This is a genomic window from Plantibacter auratus (assembly GCF_050587365.1).
In the GTDB taxonomy this organism is placed as follows: Bacteria; Actinomycetota; Actinomycetes; order Actinomycetales; family Microbacteriaceae; genus Plantibacter; species Plantibacter auratus.
Window position 1 is genome coordinate 46,056 of sequence record NZ_JBOBFV010000001.1, and the last position, 14,788, is coordinate 60,843.

Sequence of the window (14,788 nt, forward strand, 5' to 3'; positions counted from 1 at the left end):
CAATCATGGGTGGATTCCCAAGCGGTGGCGCAGGATTCGGTGGCGCAGGGTTCGGTAACGGCGGAGGCTTCGGCAACGGAGCCGGCTTCGGGACCGACGGCATGTGGCAGATGATGGAGCAGCTGCGTTCGAAGTTCGAGAAGAGCGCCGGCTCGCGCGTCGGCCGCGGCGACGTCCGCTCAGCCGTGCTGGCCCTCCTGGCCGAGCAGCCGATGCACGGCTACCAGATCATCCGCGAGATCGAAGAGCGCAGCGGCGGCTCCTGGAAGCCCAGCGCAGGCTCGGTCTACCCGACGCTGCAGCTCCTGTCCGACGAGGGCATCATCACGGCCGAGGAGTCGGGCGGACGCAAGACCTACGCACTGACCGAGGCCGGTCGCGACGAGGTCGCCGAGTCCGGCGCATCTGCTCCGTGGCAGAACGCCGAGTCGTCCGAGCACCCCGGCTTCACCGCCCTGCCGAAGGCCGGCGTCGAGCTGGCCCAGGCCGCAGCCCAGGTCGGCCGCACCGGAACGCCCGAGCAGGTCCAGCAGGCCGTCACCATCCTCGACGACGCTCGCAAGCGCCTCTACGCGATCCTCGCCCAGGACTGACCGAGTGTCGTCGACCGGCGGGACGCCCAGCGACTCGGCGTCCCGTTTCGGCGAGCTCCCCATGAGCGGGCGGGCCGGCGTTCCTGCCGGTCCGCCCGCTCACGGGCGTGCCCGGTACCGTCGCATCCTCCGCTTCGCGAGCTGGCACCTGGCCGCCGCCTGGTGGTTCGAGATCGTCCTGCCGCGATTCGGGCTCATCAAGCTGACGGAGCGGACCCGCACGCGCCGCATGCAGAAGTTCGCACGACGGTTCCACGTGCTCGCCGTCGACCTCGGCGGCCTCATGATCAAGGTCGGCCAGTTCATGTCGTCGCGCCTCGACGTGCTCCCGCCGGAGATCACGAAGGAGCTCGAAGGCCTGCAGGACGAAGTCCCGCCCGTCGCCTTCCCTCGCATCCGCGCGCTCGCCGAGTCGGAACTCCGTGTCCCGCTCTCGCAGGTCTTCGCCGGCATCGACGAACGCCCCGTCGCAGCGGCCTCCCTGGGCCAGGCGCACCGCGCCCTGCTCGCTCCGGCGCTCGCCGCCGACACCGGGCTCGACGCCGTCGTGCTCAAGGTCCAGCGGCCGGGTATCGACGAGATCGTCACCGTCGACCTCGCCGCCCTGCGCAAGGTGGGCGGCTGGTTGCGCCGCGTCCGGCTCGTCTCCGACCGCGTCGACATGCCCGCACTCGTCGAGGAGTTCGCCGCGACGAGCCTCGAGGAGATCGACTACCTCCATGAGGCCGCGAGTTCCGAGCGGTTCGCCGCCGACTTCGCCGGCGACGACCGCGTCTCCGTGCCCGCGGTGGTCTGGGAGCGCACGACCCAGCGCGTCCTGACACTCGAAGACGTCACCGCCATCAAGATCACCGACGCGGACGCCCTGAGCGCCGCAGGCATCGATCCCGTCGACGTGGCACCCGTGTTCGCGGCCGTCATGTTCGACCAGCTCTTCACCAACGGGTTCTTCCACGCCGACCCGCACCCCGGCAACATCTTCGTGACTCCCGTCGAGGCTGCCCCGGGCGAGCGGCCCTGGAAACTGACCTTCATCGACTTCGGGATGATGGGTGAGGTCCCGCCGACCACGAGGCGCGGCCTCCGGAAGCTGCTCATCGCCGCCGCATCGCGCGACGGCAAGGGCCTCGTCGACGCGATCCGCGACCTCGGCGTCCTCCTGCCCTCGGCCGACACGACCGAGCTCGAGCGGGCCATGACCGCGCTGTTCGGACGCTTCGGCGGCATGGGGTTCGCGGAACTGCGCGACGTCGACCCGAAGGAGTTCCGCGACTTCGGCAACCAGTTCAGCGAGGTCATCCGCACGCTGCCGTTCCAGCTCCCCGAGAACTTCCTGCTCATCATCCGCGCGATCTCGCTCACCTCCGGTGTCTGCAGCGCCCTCGACCCCGAGTTCAACCTCTGGGACTCCGTCGAGCCCTACGCCGCGCAGCTGCTCCGTGACGAACGCGGCAACGTCGTCCAGGACCTCGGTCGCGAGGCACTCGACATCGCCACAGTCGCCGTCCGCCTGCCGAAGCGTCTCGACGCGGTCATCACGCGGGTGGAAGCCGGCACCGTCGCGACCACCAACCCGAGACTGGAACAGCGGATCGCGCGGCTCGACCGCACGACGGGCCGGGTCGTCTCGGCCGTGCTGTTCGCCGCGCTGCTCGTCGCGGGTGCCGTCCTCCGTGCCGACGACGCGGTGCTCGGCACCGTCTTCATGGTGGTCTCCGTCGTGCCACTCCTCCATGCACTGTTCTCGGGGCGCCGCGGGCGCTGACCCCGGCGAGGGGCCGTCGCCACGGCACACTCCTGACGCGAAAACCTGGATCAACGGTCCATAGGCCGGTCCCCGGCGCTCCAGCACACTTGCCTGAATCGATCGGGCAAGCACGAGGGAGCACCACCGGATGGAATCGTTCGACGTCGCGGTTGTCGGCATGGGGGCCCTCGGCAGTGCCGCCGCCTACCACCTCGCCCGTCGGGGCGCGAAGGTCGTCGCCTTCGAGCAGTTCGAACTCGGGCACGTCCGTGGTGCCTCACACGACACGTCGCGGATCGTCCGGACGTCGTACGGCGCACCGCAGTACGTGCGTCTCGCGCAGTCGGCGTACCGCGACTGGGCTGACCTCGAGCAGGAGTCGGGCGAACGGTTGCTCACCATCACCGGCGGTGTCATCTTCCTGCCGGTCGACGGACCCTACTCGGCCACCGACTTCACCGCAGCGCTCGAGGAGTGCGGCGTGCCGCACGAACTGCTGACGCCGGCCGAGGTGCAGGCGCGGTGGCCGCTGTTCCGGATCCCCGAGAACGTCGAGACCGTCTACACCGCCGACACCGGCATCGCCCACGCGGCGCGCACCGTCGCGACGCTGCAGCTCCGTGCTCGAGCACTCGGGGCGGACATCCGCGACCGCACCCGGGTCGACGCGCTGACCCCCGACGGCGCCGGCGTCGTGGTGCAGACCTCCAGCGGCCCGGTGCGTGCCGGCAAGGTCGTCCTGGCCGCCGATGCCTGGGCCAACGAGCTGCTCGAACCCCTCGGCGCGGCGATCCCACTCGACGTCATGCAGGAGCAGGTCACCTACTTCCGCCCGGCCGACGCCGAGCAGCTCGATCGCGAGCGGTTCCCGGTGTGGATCTGGGAGGACGAGGAGTGCTACTACGGCTTCCCGACCTTCGGGGAACCGACGGTGAAGGCCGCACGCGACGTCTCGGAGAACCGCATGTCGCCGGCGGAGCGCACCTTCGTCCCGTCGCCGGACCTCACCGGGCAGCTGGCCGGCTTCATGGCGGACCTCGTGCCGGCGTCGGGCCCGGAGCTCCGCACGGTGACCTGTCAGTACGCGCTCACCCCGGACCGGAGCTTCGTCCTCGGCCCGCTCGAGGAGCACCCGGACGTCATCGTCGCCCTCGCCGCCGGTCACGGCTTCAAGTTCACGCCGGCCTTCGGACGCATCCTCGCGGAACTCGCGCTCGACGGGGAGACGAGCGACGACATCGCGAGCTTCGCCCCGTCCCACGCCCGCAGCGCCGACCGCGTTTCACCGATGCCGACCTCCGCGAGCTGATCCGGAGCTCGGCGTGGAGCGGGCCGGTCCGAGTGCTGCAGGTTACCGTCCGGCCTGCAACTGCTCGCGGAGCTCGTCGAGGCGGACGGCGATGCCGAGCCGGAACATGCGCTCGTCCTCGCGCCAGGAGGCTCCGAGGACCTGGTCGAGCCGGTCGAGCCGCTGCAGGATCGTGTTCGTGTGGAAGTTCAGGGCGCGCGCCGTGCGGGTGGGGCTCGCGTTGTTCCGCACGAACGCGCGCAGCGTCCCGAGCAGGTCGGCGTTCCGCTCGGCGTCGTAGCGCCGGACGAGTCCGATGGTGTCGCGCAGGAAGTCGGCGAGCGCCCGCGCATCGGTGTCGAAGATCGCGGAATAGGGCAGGAAGTCGTCGGTCGATGCGGTGAGGTCCGAGAGTTCCAGTGCGGCGATGAGTCTGGCGGTGCGCATCGCGCTGGTGAACGCGGAGGTGAGGGCGTCGGCTGCGGTGCGGGGCACGACGGCGACGACGGGTTGCTGGATGCTGCCGGCGACGTGTCGGCGGACGGCGTCGGCGTCGAGCGGCTGACGGCCGGAGGCGTGTGCGGCGACGACGTACCCGCGGTACTCGCCGACGAGCGCATGGTCGTCGAGTCGGCGGCTGAGCGCTCGGGCGGCGGTGGTCTGCTGGTCTCCGGGGACGGCGAGGAGGAGTAGGGAGTCGAGTTCGTGCAGGTCGATGCCGAGGCGCCTGGCGCGTCGTTCGACGTCGGATCGGCGTTCGGGCACGTCGTCGAGGAGGTCGGCGATGAGTTCGCTGCGGACTCGGTGGTCGGCGCCCGAGGCCGCCTCCTGCTGCAGTTCGAGGAGTGCCGCGACCTGCGCCGCGCGTTCGACGGTGCGGAGGTCCACGGCGCCGAGCTCGAAGTCGCCGTCACCGAGGATGAGGGCACCGAAGTGCTGGCTGCCGGCGGACAGGGCGGCGACCGCTCCGACACCGCCGCTCGCGACCAGGACGCAGTGGCCCGAGCGACGGCTGTCGGTGATGGCCGCGCGTGTGACGTCGTCGAGGTCGAGCATGCCGGGGGAGAGCGGGAGCCCGGCTGCCGCGATCACCCGGTCCTGCGCGTCGGTCACGGCGACCGCACGGCCGAGTGCCGTCGCGAGCGTGTCCGCGACGGGTGCGAATCCGCCCCCGGCGAGGACCGCCTGGACGAGTTCCTGGTGGACGGTGCTCGCCCGATCGCGTTCGACGAGGTGGGCGGTGAGGTCCGCGAGGTTCCGTCGGCTGGCGTCCTCGGAGTCCTGCAGGTCGCGGAGGGTCTGCGTGGTCTGGAGGATCACCGAGGCGTGGTCCGCGAGCGCCGCCAGGAGCGCGACCTCGTCGGGGGAGAAGTCCTTCCGGTCGCGGTTGCCGACGAAGAGGACGCCGAGGACGTCGTCGCTCGTGAGCATCGGCACGCCGAGCAGGGAGACGAGCCCCTCCGCTGCGACCGCGTCGTCGATGCCGCGCTCGTGTCGATCGGTCGAGTAGTCGGAGTAGTCCGCGACCCACTGGGCCGTGCGCGATTCGACGACGACGCTCGCGAGCCCGCGCCCGGGAGGGACGCGGAGCGTCTGGAACGACGGACTGACCGAGCCACTCGTCTCGCGGACCCGCAACTCGTGGGTGACCGGGTCGAACTCGGACAGGTAAGCCAGATCGACGCCCATCATCTGGTGGGCGCGCTGGACGAGTCTGGCGAGCACGGCGTCGCTGTCGCGGAGCTCGGCCAGTTCGCGGGCGCTCGAGAACAGGGCTGAGAGCTCGTGCTCGCGGCGTCGCAGCCGGATCAGCTCCCGCTCGGTGTCGTGGACGGGTTCGGCGTCGACGAGGTCGGTGGCCGTTCGCACGTCGGCAGGCTCTCGCATCGGGTCTCCTGACTGGTCCCTCAGGAGTCTAAAGCGACGGCCGGTCCAGCGGGGTGTGGGATCCACCCACACGATCGCCGATCCGCTGAGTCATCCACCCATCGTCGTCGACGATCACCGCTCCTAGGGTCGTCTTGACCGCAGCACCGAGGATCCGGTGTCTGCCTGTACCGAAGGGCGACCCATGCCGAGAAACAGCCGAATCCAGGGGCTGCGCGACCACACGCCGGACGAGCGGCTCGACCTCGTCGCCGAGGGGGCCGGGATCGCGGCGGAGGCGCTCGACGCACTGCGACCCGACACCGGCCTGTCGATCGCCCAGGCGGACCACCTCGTGGAGAACGTCGTCGGCGTCATCGCCGTCCCGGTGGGCGTCGCGACGAACTTCACCATCGACGGCGAGGACCGACTCGTCCCCATGGCGACCGAGGAGCCGAGCGTCGTCGCCGCGGCTTCCAACGCCGCCCGCATCGCGCGCGTGCACGGCGGGTTCCGGACGTCTTCGTCGGGCGACGTCATGATCGCGCAGATCCAGATCCTCGACGCCGTCGACCCGCACGCCGCGCGGCTCCGCGTCCTCGAGGCCCGCGACGAACTGCTCGCCCTCGCGAACGAGCTCGACCCGATCCTCGTCTCCTTCGGCGGCGGCGCCCGCGACATCGACGTGCGGATCCTGCCGACGCGGGTGGGGACACAGGTCATCGTCCACCTCCACGTCGACGTCCGCGACGCCATGGGCGCGAACGCCGTGAACACGATGGCCGAGGCGATCGCACCCCGCATCGCCGAGATCGCCGGATCGCGGACCCTCCTGCGGATCCTCACGAACAAAGCCGACCAGCGCATCACCCGTGCCAGGGCGGTGTTCGACGCCGACCTCCTCGGCGGTGCGCAGGTCGTCGCCGACATCGTCGCCGCGAGCGCGTTCGCCGAGGCCGACCCGTACCGGGCGGCCACGCACAACAAGGGCATCATGAACGGCATCACGGCCGTCGTCCTCGCCACGGGCAACGACACCCGGGCGGTCGAGGCCGGCTGCCACTCCCACGCGGCGCGGTCTGGTCGCTATGCGGCGCTGTCGCAGTTCGAGCAGGACGCCGACGGGAACCTCGTCGGCACGATCGAGGTCCCACTGGCCGTCGGACTCGTCGGTGGAGCGACGAAGGCGCATCCGACGGCGCAGGCGGGCGTGACCCTCCTCGGCGTCGAGACGGCTCGGGAACTTGCGGCGGTCATCGCCTCCGTGGGCCTCGCCCAGAACCTGGCCGCGTGTCGGGCGCTCGCCGCCGAGGGCATCCAGCGCGGCCACATGACTCTGCACGCCCGGACGATCGCGGCGAGCGCCGGTGCGACCGTGGACGAGATCGGGGCGGTCGCGGCGAGGATCGTCGCTGACCGTCGGATCCGGGTCGAGTACGCACGCGAGGTGCTCGACGAGCTCCGGGCGACCTCGGCATGAGCGGCCTGCCGCAGCCCCGGATGGAACCGGTCGACGGTCTCCCGACGCGGGTGCGCGTCTACGAGGTGGCGCCGCGCGACGGGCTGCAGGCCGAGACGGACATCCTGCCCACGGCGGTGAAGGCGGAGCTCTGTCGGCGTCTGTACGAGGCGGGGTCGCGGGACCTCGAGGTGACGAGTTTCGTGCCGGCCACCTGGATCCCGCAGTTCGCGGATGCGGAACGGCTCGTCGCGGGCCTCGACGTGCCGACGGGTGCGCGGGCGGTCGGCCTCGTGCCGAACCTGCGCGGCCTGCATCGGGCGATCGACGCGGGTGTCCGGGAGGTCTCCGTCGTCGTGAGCGCATCGGAGTCGTTCGCCAGGGCCAATCTCAACACCTCGCGCGAGGGTGCCGTCGAACGGGCCGAGGAGGTCGCCGCCGCCGCGACCGCGGAGGGCGTGCCGGTGCGCGGCTACGTGTCGATGGCGTTCGGGGACCCCTGGGAGGGGGCGGTCGATCCGGCGACGGTCGTCGAGGCCGCCGTGCGGCTGTACCGCGCCGGGTGTTCGACCGTCGCCGTCAGCGACACGATCGGGGTCGGGACGCCCGGGCTCACGACCCGGGTCGTCCGGGACGTGCTCGCCGCCGGGATCCCGGTCGAGGCGGTCGCGCTGCATCTGCACGACACCTACGGGCAGGGACTCGCCAACGTGTACGCGGCGCTCTCGCTGGGCGTCGCCGAGTTCGACTCCTCCGTGGGTGGCCTGGGTCGCTGCCCGTACGCGAAGGGCGCCACCGGTAACCTCGCAACCGAGGACCTCGTGTGGATGCTCCACGGGCTCGGGATCGAGACCGGGCTCGACCTCGGGGCCCTCGCCGCGACGACCGCCTGGTTGGCGCGCGTCCGGGGCGTCGCAGCCCCCTCGAACGTGGCGACGGCCCTGGCGGCCGCAGCGTCCGCGGTCGACACCCCGAGCACCGCAGGAGGCGGCAGATGAGGCACACCACCGAGTACGTCCAGGGCGACGTCGAAGCGGTCCGCGCGCTGGTGCGCGAACACCCCTGGGCGACGGTCGTCAGTCACGTCCCAGGTCGTGGGCTCGTCTCGTCTCACTATCCGGTCCTGCTCGAGGAGGACGAGGACGGGATCGTGCTCCTCAGCCACGTCGGGCGGCCCGATGAGCGACTGCACGAGCTCGGTCAGCACGAGGCCATGGTGATCGTCTACGGCCCCCAGGGGTACGTGTCGCCGAGTTGGTACGACACGTCGCCGGCCGTCCCCACCTGGAACTTCGCGGTCGCGCACCTGTACGGGGTGCCCGAACTGCTCTCGGACGAGGAGAACCTGCAGGTGCTCGACCGCCTCGTCGCCCACTTCGAGCGCGTGCTGCCCGAGCCGTACCTCATGAACGGGACGATCGCGAACAGCGAGTACGCGGCACGCATCGTCCATGGGACGGTCGGATTCCGCCTGCGCGTGACCCGGTTCGAGGCCAAGGAGAAGATGAGCCAGGACAAACCGGCCGAGGTCGTCGAACGGGTCGTCACGGCGCTCGGGGAGCCGGGTCCGTACCAGAACGTGACCCTCGCCGCCCGCATGGCGGCCCTCCACGGGCTCGACGCAGGGACAGCTGCGCCGACCACCCACGACGGGACACCGGCACGGTGACCGCGACCGACCTCACGCTCCGGAACGCACGGCCCTCCGGCGGCGAGCCCGTCGACATCCTCGTCCGCGACGGTCGGATCGCCGGGATCGGACCGGCCGGGACGGCCCCGGCGTCCGGCGAGGTCGTGGACGTCGCCGGACGCACGATCGGACCGGGGCTCTGGGACGCGCACGTCCACATGACCCAGTGGGTGATCCAGCGGCGACGGATCGATCTGACCGACACCGCCAGCGCGGCCGACGTCCTCGTGGCCGTCCGTCGCGCGGTCGACACCGGTGCACCCCTCACCGACGGGTTCCTCATGGGGTACGGGTTCCGCGACGGACTGTGGACGCAGCCGGCGACGCTCGCCGCGCTGGAGGCCACCGAATCGGACGTACCCGTCGTCCTCGTTAGCGGCGACCTGCACTGCGCCTGGATGAACACGCGCGCCGCCCAACGACTCGGCCTGGACCTCGACGCGAGCGGTGTCGTCGCCGAAGCGCCGTGGATCGAGGCGCTGCAGCGGATCGACCAGCACTCGGGGCTCGCCGCACACGCCTACCGGGACGCCGCCGACGCGGCAGCCCGACGCGGTGTCGTCGGGGTCGTCGAGTTCGAGAACACCGACAACCTCGGCGAGTGGTCCGAGCGCATCGCGAGCGGCGCGACGAGCCTGCGGATCGAAGCCGCGGCGTGGCCCGACCGACTGGAGTCCGTCATCGCGGCGGGACTCCGCACCGGCGACGCGATCGACCCGGCCGGACTCCTCACCATGGGGCGACTCAAGGTCGTCGTCGACGGTTCCCTCAACACGAGGACCGCCTGGTGCTGGGACCCGTATCCGGGCGTCGACCCGTCGAGTGCGCACGCCTGCGGGGTCGAGAGCGTCTCGGTCGACGAGCTCCGCCGACTGCTGGAACGTGCGAGGGGCGCCGGGATCGAGGCTGCCGTCCACGCGATCGGCGACCGAGCCAACACCGAGGTCCTCGACACCTTCGAAGCGCTCGGGATGCGCGGCGTCATCGAGCACGCCCAGCTCGTGCGCGAGCAGGACTTCGCCCGGTTCGCCAGCCTCGGGCTCATCGCGAGCGTGCAGCCAGAACACGCGATGGACGACCGGGACGTCGCCGACCGCCACTGGAGAGGCCGCACGGGTCGCGCCTTCGCGTTCGGATCCCTGCACCGCGCAGGCGTCGGCCTCCGGCTCGGCTCGGACGCTCCGGTCTCGCCCCTCGACCCGTGGCAGGCGATCGCCTCCGCGACGAGCCGGAGTCGCGACGGACGCGACGCCTGGCACCCCGAGCAACGGCTCCCGCTGGACGTGGCGATGGAAGCGAGCGTCCGGACGTCGATCACGGTCGGGCAACCCGCCGACCTCGTCATCACGGACCTCGACCCGTTCGACGCCGACACCGAACGGCTGCGGTCGATGCCGGTCGCCGCGACCCTGCTCGGCGGACGCTTCACCTGGCGCGCGATCTGATGGCAGCTGATACCGAGACGGATACCCCCACCATGACGCAGACCGACACCGCGACGCCGACCCACTCGCAGCTCTTCACGAACGCCCGGGTGTTCACCGGGACCGACGAGACGGACGTCGCCTCCGCGTTCCGCATCGTCGACGGCCGCTTCGACTGGGTGGGGGAGGCGTCCGCGGTCGCGGGGGAACCCGCGGTCGACCTCGGCGGACGCACCGTGCTCCCCGGCCTCATCGACAGCCACACCCACCCGGCGCTCATGGCCGCCACCGCCGTGGCCGCCGAGTGCTTCCCGCCGTCAGTGGTCTCCATCGACGGACTCGTGGAGCGGCTACGAGAGCACCAGGCGACGCTGACCGCGCCGAGCGCCTGGGTGCTCGGACGCGGGTTCGACGACACGAAGTTCCCCGAGGGGCGGATGCCGACCACGGCCGACCTCGACGCGGTGTCCGCAGAACGCCCCGTCCTCGTCTGGCGCTGCGACGCCCACTCCGCCGTCTGCAACACCGCGGCGCTCCGCCTCGCGGGCATCACGGCCGCCACACCCGACCCGGCCGGTGCGCGTTTCGAACGCGGACCGGACGGCGAGCCGAACGGCATCCTCACCGAGATCGCCGCGGTCGACGCGGTCGCCAGGTTCATCCCGGTGCCCGAACGCGACGAGCAGGTCGCCTCGCTCGTCGCGATCGGCGAGGAACTGGCCTCGCGAGGGATCGTCGCCGTGTGCGACCTGCTGTCCAACCGACTGCACGACCCCCTCGACGCCTTCCGCGCCGCTGCCGCCAAGGGGCTCCGCACCCGCGTCGCCCTCTACCCGGGCTGGGACCCCTCCGCGCCACTCGCCGAGCTGACCCCGGACGATCGCGAAGGGCGGATCCGTATCGGCGGGGTGAAGGTCGTCCTCGACGGGGCCTACTCGAACCGCACCGCCTGGGTGGCCGAACCGTATCCCGAATCCTGCGACCACGGACTCCGACTCGTCGAGGACGACGACGTCCTCGCAGCCGGCGCCTGGGCTCGCCGCAACGGCGTCCAGCTCGCGGTGCACGCCATGGGTGACCGCGCGCTCGACCGCGTCGCGAGCCTCTTCGAAGACCAGGAGCCCTGGCTCGACGGCATCCCCTCCGTCCGCATCGAGCACGCGACCATCATCAGCGAGGAGTACGCCGAACGGCTCCGCTCCGCGCGCATGACGTTCGGGATCGCCACCCACACCGTGTTCTTCTTCGCCGAATACGACGGCTACGAGCTCGCCCTCCGCGCCGAACAGGTCCCCGACGCCTACCCGATCGCCCGTTTGTTCCGCACCATCGGGCCGCTCGCGCTCTCCTCCGACCGCCCGGCCACCGCCTGGAGCGGCGCCGACGACGTCATGCTCTCCGTCGAGGCCGCCGTCCGACGCCAGGCCTACAACGGCGCCGACTTCGTCCCCGAGGAAGCCATCAGCGTCGCCCAGGCGCTCCTGCTGTACACGGGACGAGCCGGCCTGCTCTCGCCGCTCGAGAGCGTCGGTCGGATCGCCACGGGATACGACGGCAGTTTCGCCGTCCTCGACCGCGACGTCTTCTCCGTCCCCGCGGACGAGATCGCCACCGTCCGGGTCGCCGAGACCTGGATCCGCGGCGAGCAGGTGTACCGGCGCTCGCCGCAGGACGACGGGGTGCGCTCGTGACCGGCTTCCAGGAGGACGCGACCGCGTTGCGCGACGAACTGATCGCCGTCCGACGCGAACTGCACCAGGCTGTCGAGGTCGGCCTCGACCTGCCCGGAACCCAGCGGATCATCCTGCGCGAACTCGAGGGCCTCGGCCTGGAGGTCACGACGGGCATCGGACTCTCCTCGGTCGTCGCCGTCCTCCGGGGCGGCGCGCCGGGCCCCACCGTGCTGCTCCGTGCCGACATGGACGGTCTGCCGGTCACCGAGGCGACCGGGCTGCCGTTCGCATCGACCTCCGGGGCCATGCACGCCTGCGGCCACGACCTCCACATGGCGGGTCTCCTCGGTGCCGTCCGGCTGCTCGTCGCCCGTCGCGACGACCTCGCCGGCACGGTCGTGTTCATGTTCCAGCCCGGGGAGGAGGGCCAGGCCGGCGCGCGGATCATGCTCGAGGAAGATCTGCTCGACATCGCCGGAGAGCGACCCATCGCGGCGTACGCGCTGCACGTCGACTGCAGCACCCCACGCGGGCAGCTCGTCACGCGGGAGGGCGCGATGATGGCGAGTGCCAACGCGTTGCAGCTCACCGTCCGCGGGACGGGCGGTCACGCGGCGTTCCCGCACCTCGCCGTCGATCCGGTGCCGGTCGCCGCACACCTCATCCTCGCCGTGCAGACCTTCGCGGCCCGTCGGCTTCCGGCCACCGACCAGGCCGTCATCTCCATCACCCGGCTGAGCAGCGACTCCGAGGCCAGCAACGTGCTCGCCTCGGCCGTCAGCCTGGAGGCGAACATCCGCACGCTGTCGAAGGCGACGCTCGAGACGGTGCGCGAGCAGCTGCCTGAGTTGCTGACCGCGATCGCCGAGGCGCACGGCTGCACCGTCGAGTCGACGTTCATCGCGTCCTACCCCGTCACCGTCAACGACCCGGAGGAGACGCGGTTCGTCCTCAGCACGCTCGACTCACTCGTCGGGCCCGAGCGGGTCATCCGCCAGGAGGTGCCGTCGATGGCGTCGGAGGACTTCGCCTACATCCTCGACGAGGTCCCCGGCACGCTCGTCTTCGTCGGCGCCGCCCCCGACGAGGGATCCGCCGCCCTGCACTCCGAGCGCGCGGTGTTCGATGACGGCGTAATGGACCTGCAGGCCGCGGTGCTCGCCGAACTCGCCTGGAGGCGCCTCCAGCTCGCGTGAGCGGCGGTCGACCGTCCGGGTGGCGAGTGGCACATCTCGGACGTATCCGACAGCCGGGGCAGTGCACGTGCCCTGGATGGGTAGCATGGACACGTTCCGGATTCCGACGACGAAAGGGCGCGCGTGATCACCGCAGAGGACATCACGAGGCGCTCCGCGATCGCCGAATACCAGGTCGTCGGTCGTCCGCCCGAGACGGACCTCGAGAGCCTCGTCCACCTCGCCGCGACCATGTGCGACGTGCCGACCGCCGTGATCAACATCATCGACGACCGGTTCCAGCACCAGATCGCTGCGGTCGGGTTGGAACCGGCGAGCTGCTCGCGCGAGGACTCGATGTGCGCGGTCGTGTTCCAACAGCAGGTGCGGACGATCGTTCCAGACGCTCGTGAGGACCCGCGCTTCGCGGCGAACCCCTTCGTCACCGGTGAGCTCGCCAGCGTCCGCTTCTACGCGTCGAGCCCGCTCATCACCCCCGACGGCGTCCCGATCGGCACCCTGTGTATCTTCGACGACCGTGTGCGTGAGCTGTCCCCGGAACAGGGCAAAGCCCTGGACCTCCTCGCGAGGCAGGTCGTCGACGTCCTCGAGCTGCTCCGCCTGACGCACGAGCTCGGCCAGTCCAACGAACAGCTCGCCCAGTTCGCCGGCCAGGTGAGCCACGACCTGCGCAACCCGCTCATGGCGGTCTCCGGGTTCCTCGAGCTCGCGACCGACAGCCCGGAGATGGCGAACGCGCCGCACGCGGCGAAGGCGCTCGCGCGAGCCGAGTCCGCCGCCGACCGGATGGCGGCGATGATCACCGACCTGCTCGACTTCGCCCGGATCGGTGGCGCCCGTCCGCGACGCGCCCCGATCGACCTCGGGCCGCTCGTGTCCTCGGTGGTCGAGGACCTCGATGCGACCATCACCTCGACCGGCGCGACCGTCGACGTCGACACGCCTTTCCAGGTGCACGGCGACGAGACGTTGCTGGGCGCGCTGCTGCAGAACCTGATCGCGAACGCGGTGAAGTTCAGTGCGGCCGCCGGAGTCGTCCCGCACGTGCTGGTGCAGGCCGAGCGGGTCTCCGCCGGGGTGCTGGTCGCGGTCGAGGACAACGGTCCTGGTGTCGCTCCGGAGCAGCGTGAGCGCGTCTTCGACCTCATGGAACGCGCGGCGGGGAACGAGGTCGCCGGCCTCGGCATCGGCCTCTCGACCTGTCGACGCATCGTCGAGGCGCACGGTGGCCGGATCGAGATCGACGAGTCGGGGCTCGGGGGAGCGAGCGTCTGGTTCCTGTTGCCCGACGCCCGATCAGCGGCCTGAGCCGCCCGCACGTGCGCGGTGCCTCCGGACGCCCGACCGGTTGGCGCACCGCACCGAGCAGTAGCGCTGACGGCCGTTGCGGGTGACGTCGACGACGACCCGCCGGCAGGTGTCGCCGGGTTCGGTCCCCGCCGCACACCGACCGAGACGCTGCATCCCCCTCGTCGTCAGGTGGAGGGCGGTCCCGACGCTGATCACCGCGCCGAGGACCTCGGGGAGCGCCTGGTGCTCGTCGCGGTAGTGCAGGTGCCACCCCTCGCCGTCGTGGTCCGTCAGCCGCGGGAACGCGGCCGCAGCGGCCATCTGGCGGTTGAGCGCGGCCGCCCTGGCCTGATCGTCGGCCGCGTCGACGACGGTCAGCCACTCATCGACGACCCGGCGGACGCGGGCGTGGTCACGGGCCACCTCGGTGAAGGGCATCGTCATCCCGTGCTCCCGGGTGCGGGCGACGATGGCGTCCCGGTCGTCGGGCCAGTCGTTCGCCAGCGAAGCGGCCAGGAGGACGGCGTACGAGCCGTAAGGGTTGAGATGCATAACGCCATTA

General features: G+C 71.4%; 12 protein-coding genes. 10 read left to right on the plus strand and 2 right to left on the minus strand.

Going from position 1 to position 14,788, the window contains the following annotated elements; all coding sequences use genetic code 11:
• Positions 1 to 101: 101 nt before the first annotated feature.
• The 3 genes from ACQ3HE_RS00230 (at position 102) to solA (ending at position 3,649) form a co-directional block, all read left to right on the plus strand.
• Positions 102 to 593, plus strand: coding sequence for a PadR family transcriptional regulator (locus ACQ3HE_RS00230; protein ID WP_085514431.1), 492 nt, complete (start codon positions 102 to 104; stop codon positions 591 to 593).
• Positions 594 to 654: 61 nt separating this feature from the next.
• Positions 655 to 2,358, plus strand: a complete 1,704-nt coding sequence (locus tag ACQ3HE_RS00235) for an ABC1 kinase family protein (protein ID WP_430890814.1) — start codon at positions 655 to 657, stop codon at positions 2,356 to 2,358.
• Between the two features lie 130 nt (positions 2,359 to 2,488).
• Positions 2,489 to 3,649 (plus strand): N-methyl-L-tryptophan oxidase, encoded by a 1,161-nt coding sequence (solA, locus tag ACQ3HE_RS00240; RefSeq protein ID WP_430890816.1) that lies wholly within the window; start codon positions 2,489 to 2,491, stop codon positions 3,647 to 3,649.
• Between the two features lie 42 nt (positions 3,650 to 3,691).
• Here solA and ACQ3HE_RS00245 read toward each other — a convergent pair whose 3' ends face one another.
• Positions 3,692 to 5,497, minus strand: coding sequence for a helix-turn-helix domain-containing protein (locus tag ACQ3HE_RS00245; RefSeq protein WP_430890817.1), 1,806 nt, complete (start codon positions 5,495 to 5,497; stop codon positions 3,692 to 3,694).
• A gap of 202 nt (positions 5,498 to 5,699) precedes the next feature.
• Here ACQ3HE_RS00245 and ACQ3HE_RS00250 point away from each other — a divergent pair, with 202 nt between their 5' ends.
• From ACQ3HE_RS00250 to ACQ3HE_RS00280, 7 genes are all read left to right on the plus strand, one after another.
• The gene (locus tag ACQ3HE_RS00250; protein WP_430890819.1) at positions 5,700 to 6,974 is read left to right on the plus strand and encodes a hydroxymethylglutaryl-CoA reductase, degradative; all 1,275 of its coding nucleotides are present in this window, start codon (positions 5,700 to 5,702) and stop codon (positions 6,972 to 6,974) included.
• Positions 6,971 to 7,951: a hydroxymethylglutaryl-CoA lyase gene (locus ACQ3HE_RS00255; RefSeq protein WP_079706073.1), complete on the plus strand. Its 981-nt coding sequence runs from the start codon at positions 6,971 to 6,973 to the stop codon at positions 7,949 to 7,951. Before ACQ3HE_RS00250 ends, ACQ3HE_RS00255 begins: the two co-directional genes overlap by 4 nt.
• The gene (locus ACQ3HE_RS00260) at positions 7,948 to 8,622 is read left to right on the plus strand and encodes an FMN-binding negative transcriptional regulator (protein WP_430890821.1); all 675 of its coding nucleotides are present in this window, start codon (positions 7,948 to 7,950) and stop codon (positions 8,620 to 8,622) included. Before ACQ3HE_RS00255 ends, ACQ3HE_RS00260 begins: the two co-directional genes overlap by 4 nt.
• Positions 8,619 to 10,088 (plus strand): amidohydrolase, encoded by a 1,470-nt coding sequence (locus tag ACQ3HE_RS00265; protein WP_430890823.1) that lies wholly within the window; start codon positions 8,619 to 8,621, stop codon positions 10,086 to 10,088. The genes ACQ3HE_RS00260 and ACQ3HE_RS00265 overlap by 4 nt, the downstream gene beginning before the upstream one ends.
• A 32-nt stretch (positions 10,089 to 10,120) precedes the next feature.
• Entirely contained in the window at positions 10,121 to 11,758 is a 1,638-nt protein-coding gene (locus ACQ3HE_RS00270; RefSeq protein WP_430890825.1) for an amidohydrolase, read from the plus strand.
• Positions 11,755 to 12,936 carry a M20 metallopeptidase family protein gene (locus ACQ3HE_RS00275; RefSeq protein WP_430890827.1) on the plus strand — a complete coding sequence of 394 codons (1,182 nt, stop codon included), beginning with the start codon at positions 11,755 to 11,757 and terminating at the stop codon, positions 12,934 to 12,936. Before ACQ3HE_RS00270 ends, ACQ3HE_RS00275 begins: the two co-directional genes overlap by 4 nt.
• A 123-nt stretch (positions 12,937 to 13,059) precedes the next feature.
• Positions 13,060 to 14,244, plus strand: coding sequence for a sensor histidine kinase (locus tag ACQ3HE_RS00280; RefSeq protein WP_430890829.1), 1,185 nt, complete (start codon positions 13,060 to 13,062; stop codon positions 14,242 to 14,244).
• On the opposite strand, the gene ACQ3HE_RS00285 is transcribed toward ACQ3HE_RS00280, so the two are convergent.
• Positions 14,233 to 14,778, minus strand: a complete 546-nt coding sequence (locus ACQ3HE_RS00285; protein WP_430890831.1) for a CGNR zinc finger domain-containing protein — start codon at positions 14,776 to 14,778, stop codon at positions 14,233 to 14,235. The two genes, ACQ3HE_RS00280 and ACQ3HE_RS00285, sit on opposite strands and share 12 nt — an antisense overlap.
• Between the last annotated feature and the right edge of the window lie 10 nt (positions 14,779 to 14,788).

What these genes read in the sequence shown, in the direction of transcription:
- ACQ3HE_RS00230 (WP_085514431.1), top strand. Translation starts at nt 102, where the DNA reads ATGTGGCAGATGATGGAGCAGCTGCGTTCGAAGTTCGAGAAGAGCGCC.
- ACQ3HE_RS00235 (WP_430890814.1), top strand. Translation starts at nt 655, where the DNA reads ATGAGCGGGCGGGCCGGCGTTCCTGCCGGTCCGCCCGCTCACGGGCGT.
- solA (WP_430890816.1), top strand. Translation starts at nt 2,489, where the DNA reads ATGGAATCGTTCGACGTCGCGGTTGTCGGCATGGGGGCCCTCGGCAGT.
- ACQ3HE_RS00250 (WP_430890819.1), top strand. Translation starts at nt 5,700, where the DNA reads ATGCCGAGAAACAGCCGAATCCAGGGGCTGCGCGACCACACGCCGGAC.
- ACQ3HE_RS00255 (WP_079706073.1), top strand. Translation starts at nt 6,971, where the DNA reads ATGAGCGGCCTGCCGCAGCCCCGGATGGAACCGGTCGACGGTCTCCCG.
- ACQ3HE_RS00260 (WP_430890821.1), top strand. Translation starts at nt 7,948, where the DNA reads ATGAGGCACACCACCGAGTACGTCCAGGGCGACGTCGAAGCGGTCCGC.
- ACQ3HE_RS00270 (WP_430890825.1), top strand. Translation starts at nt 10,121, where the DNA reads ATGACGCAGACCGACACCGCGACGCCGACCCACTCGCAGCTCTTCACG.
- ACQ3HE_RS00285 (WP_430890831.1), bottom strand. Translation starts at nt 14,778, where the DNA reads ATGCATCTCAACCCTTACGGCTCGTACGCCGTCCTCCTGGCCGCTTCG.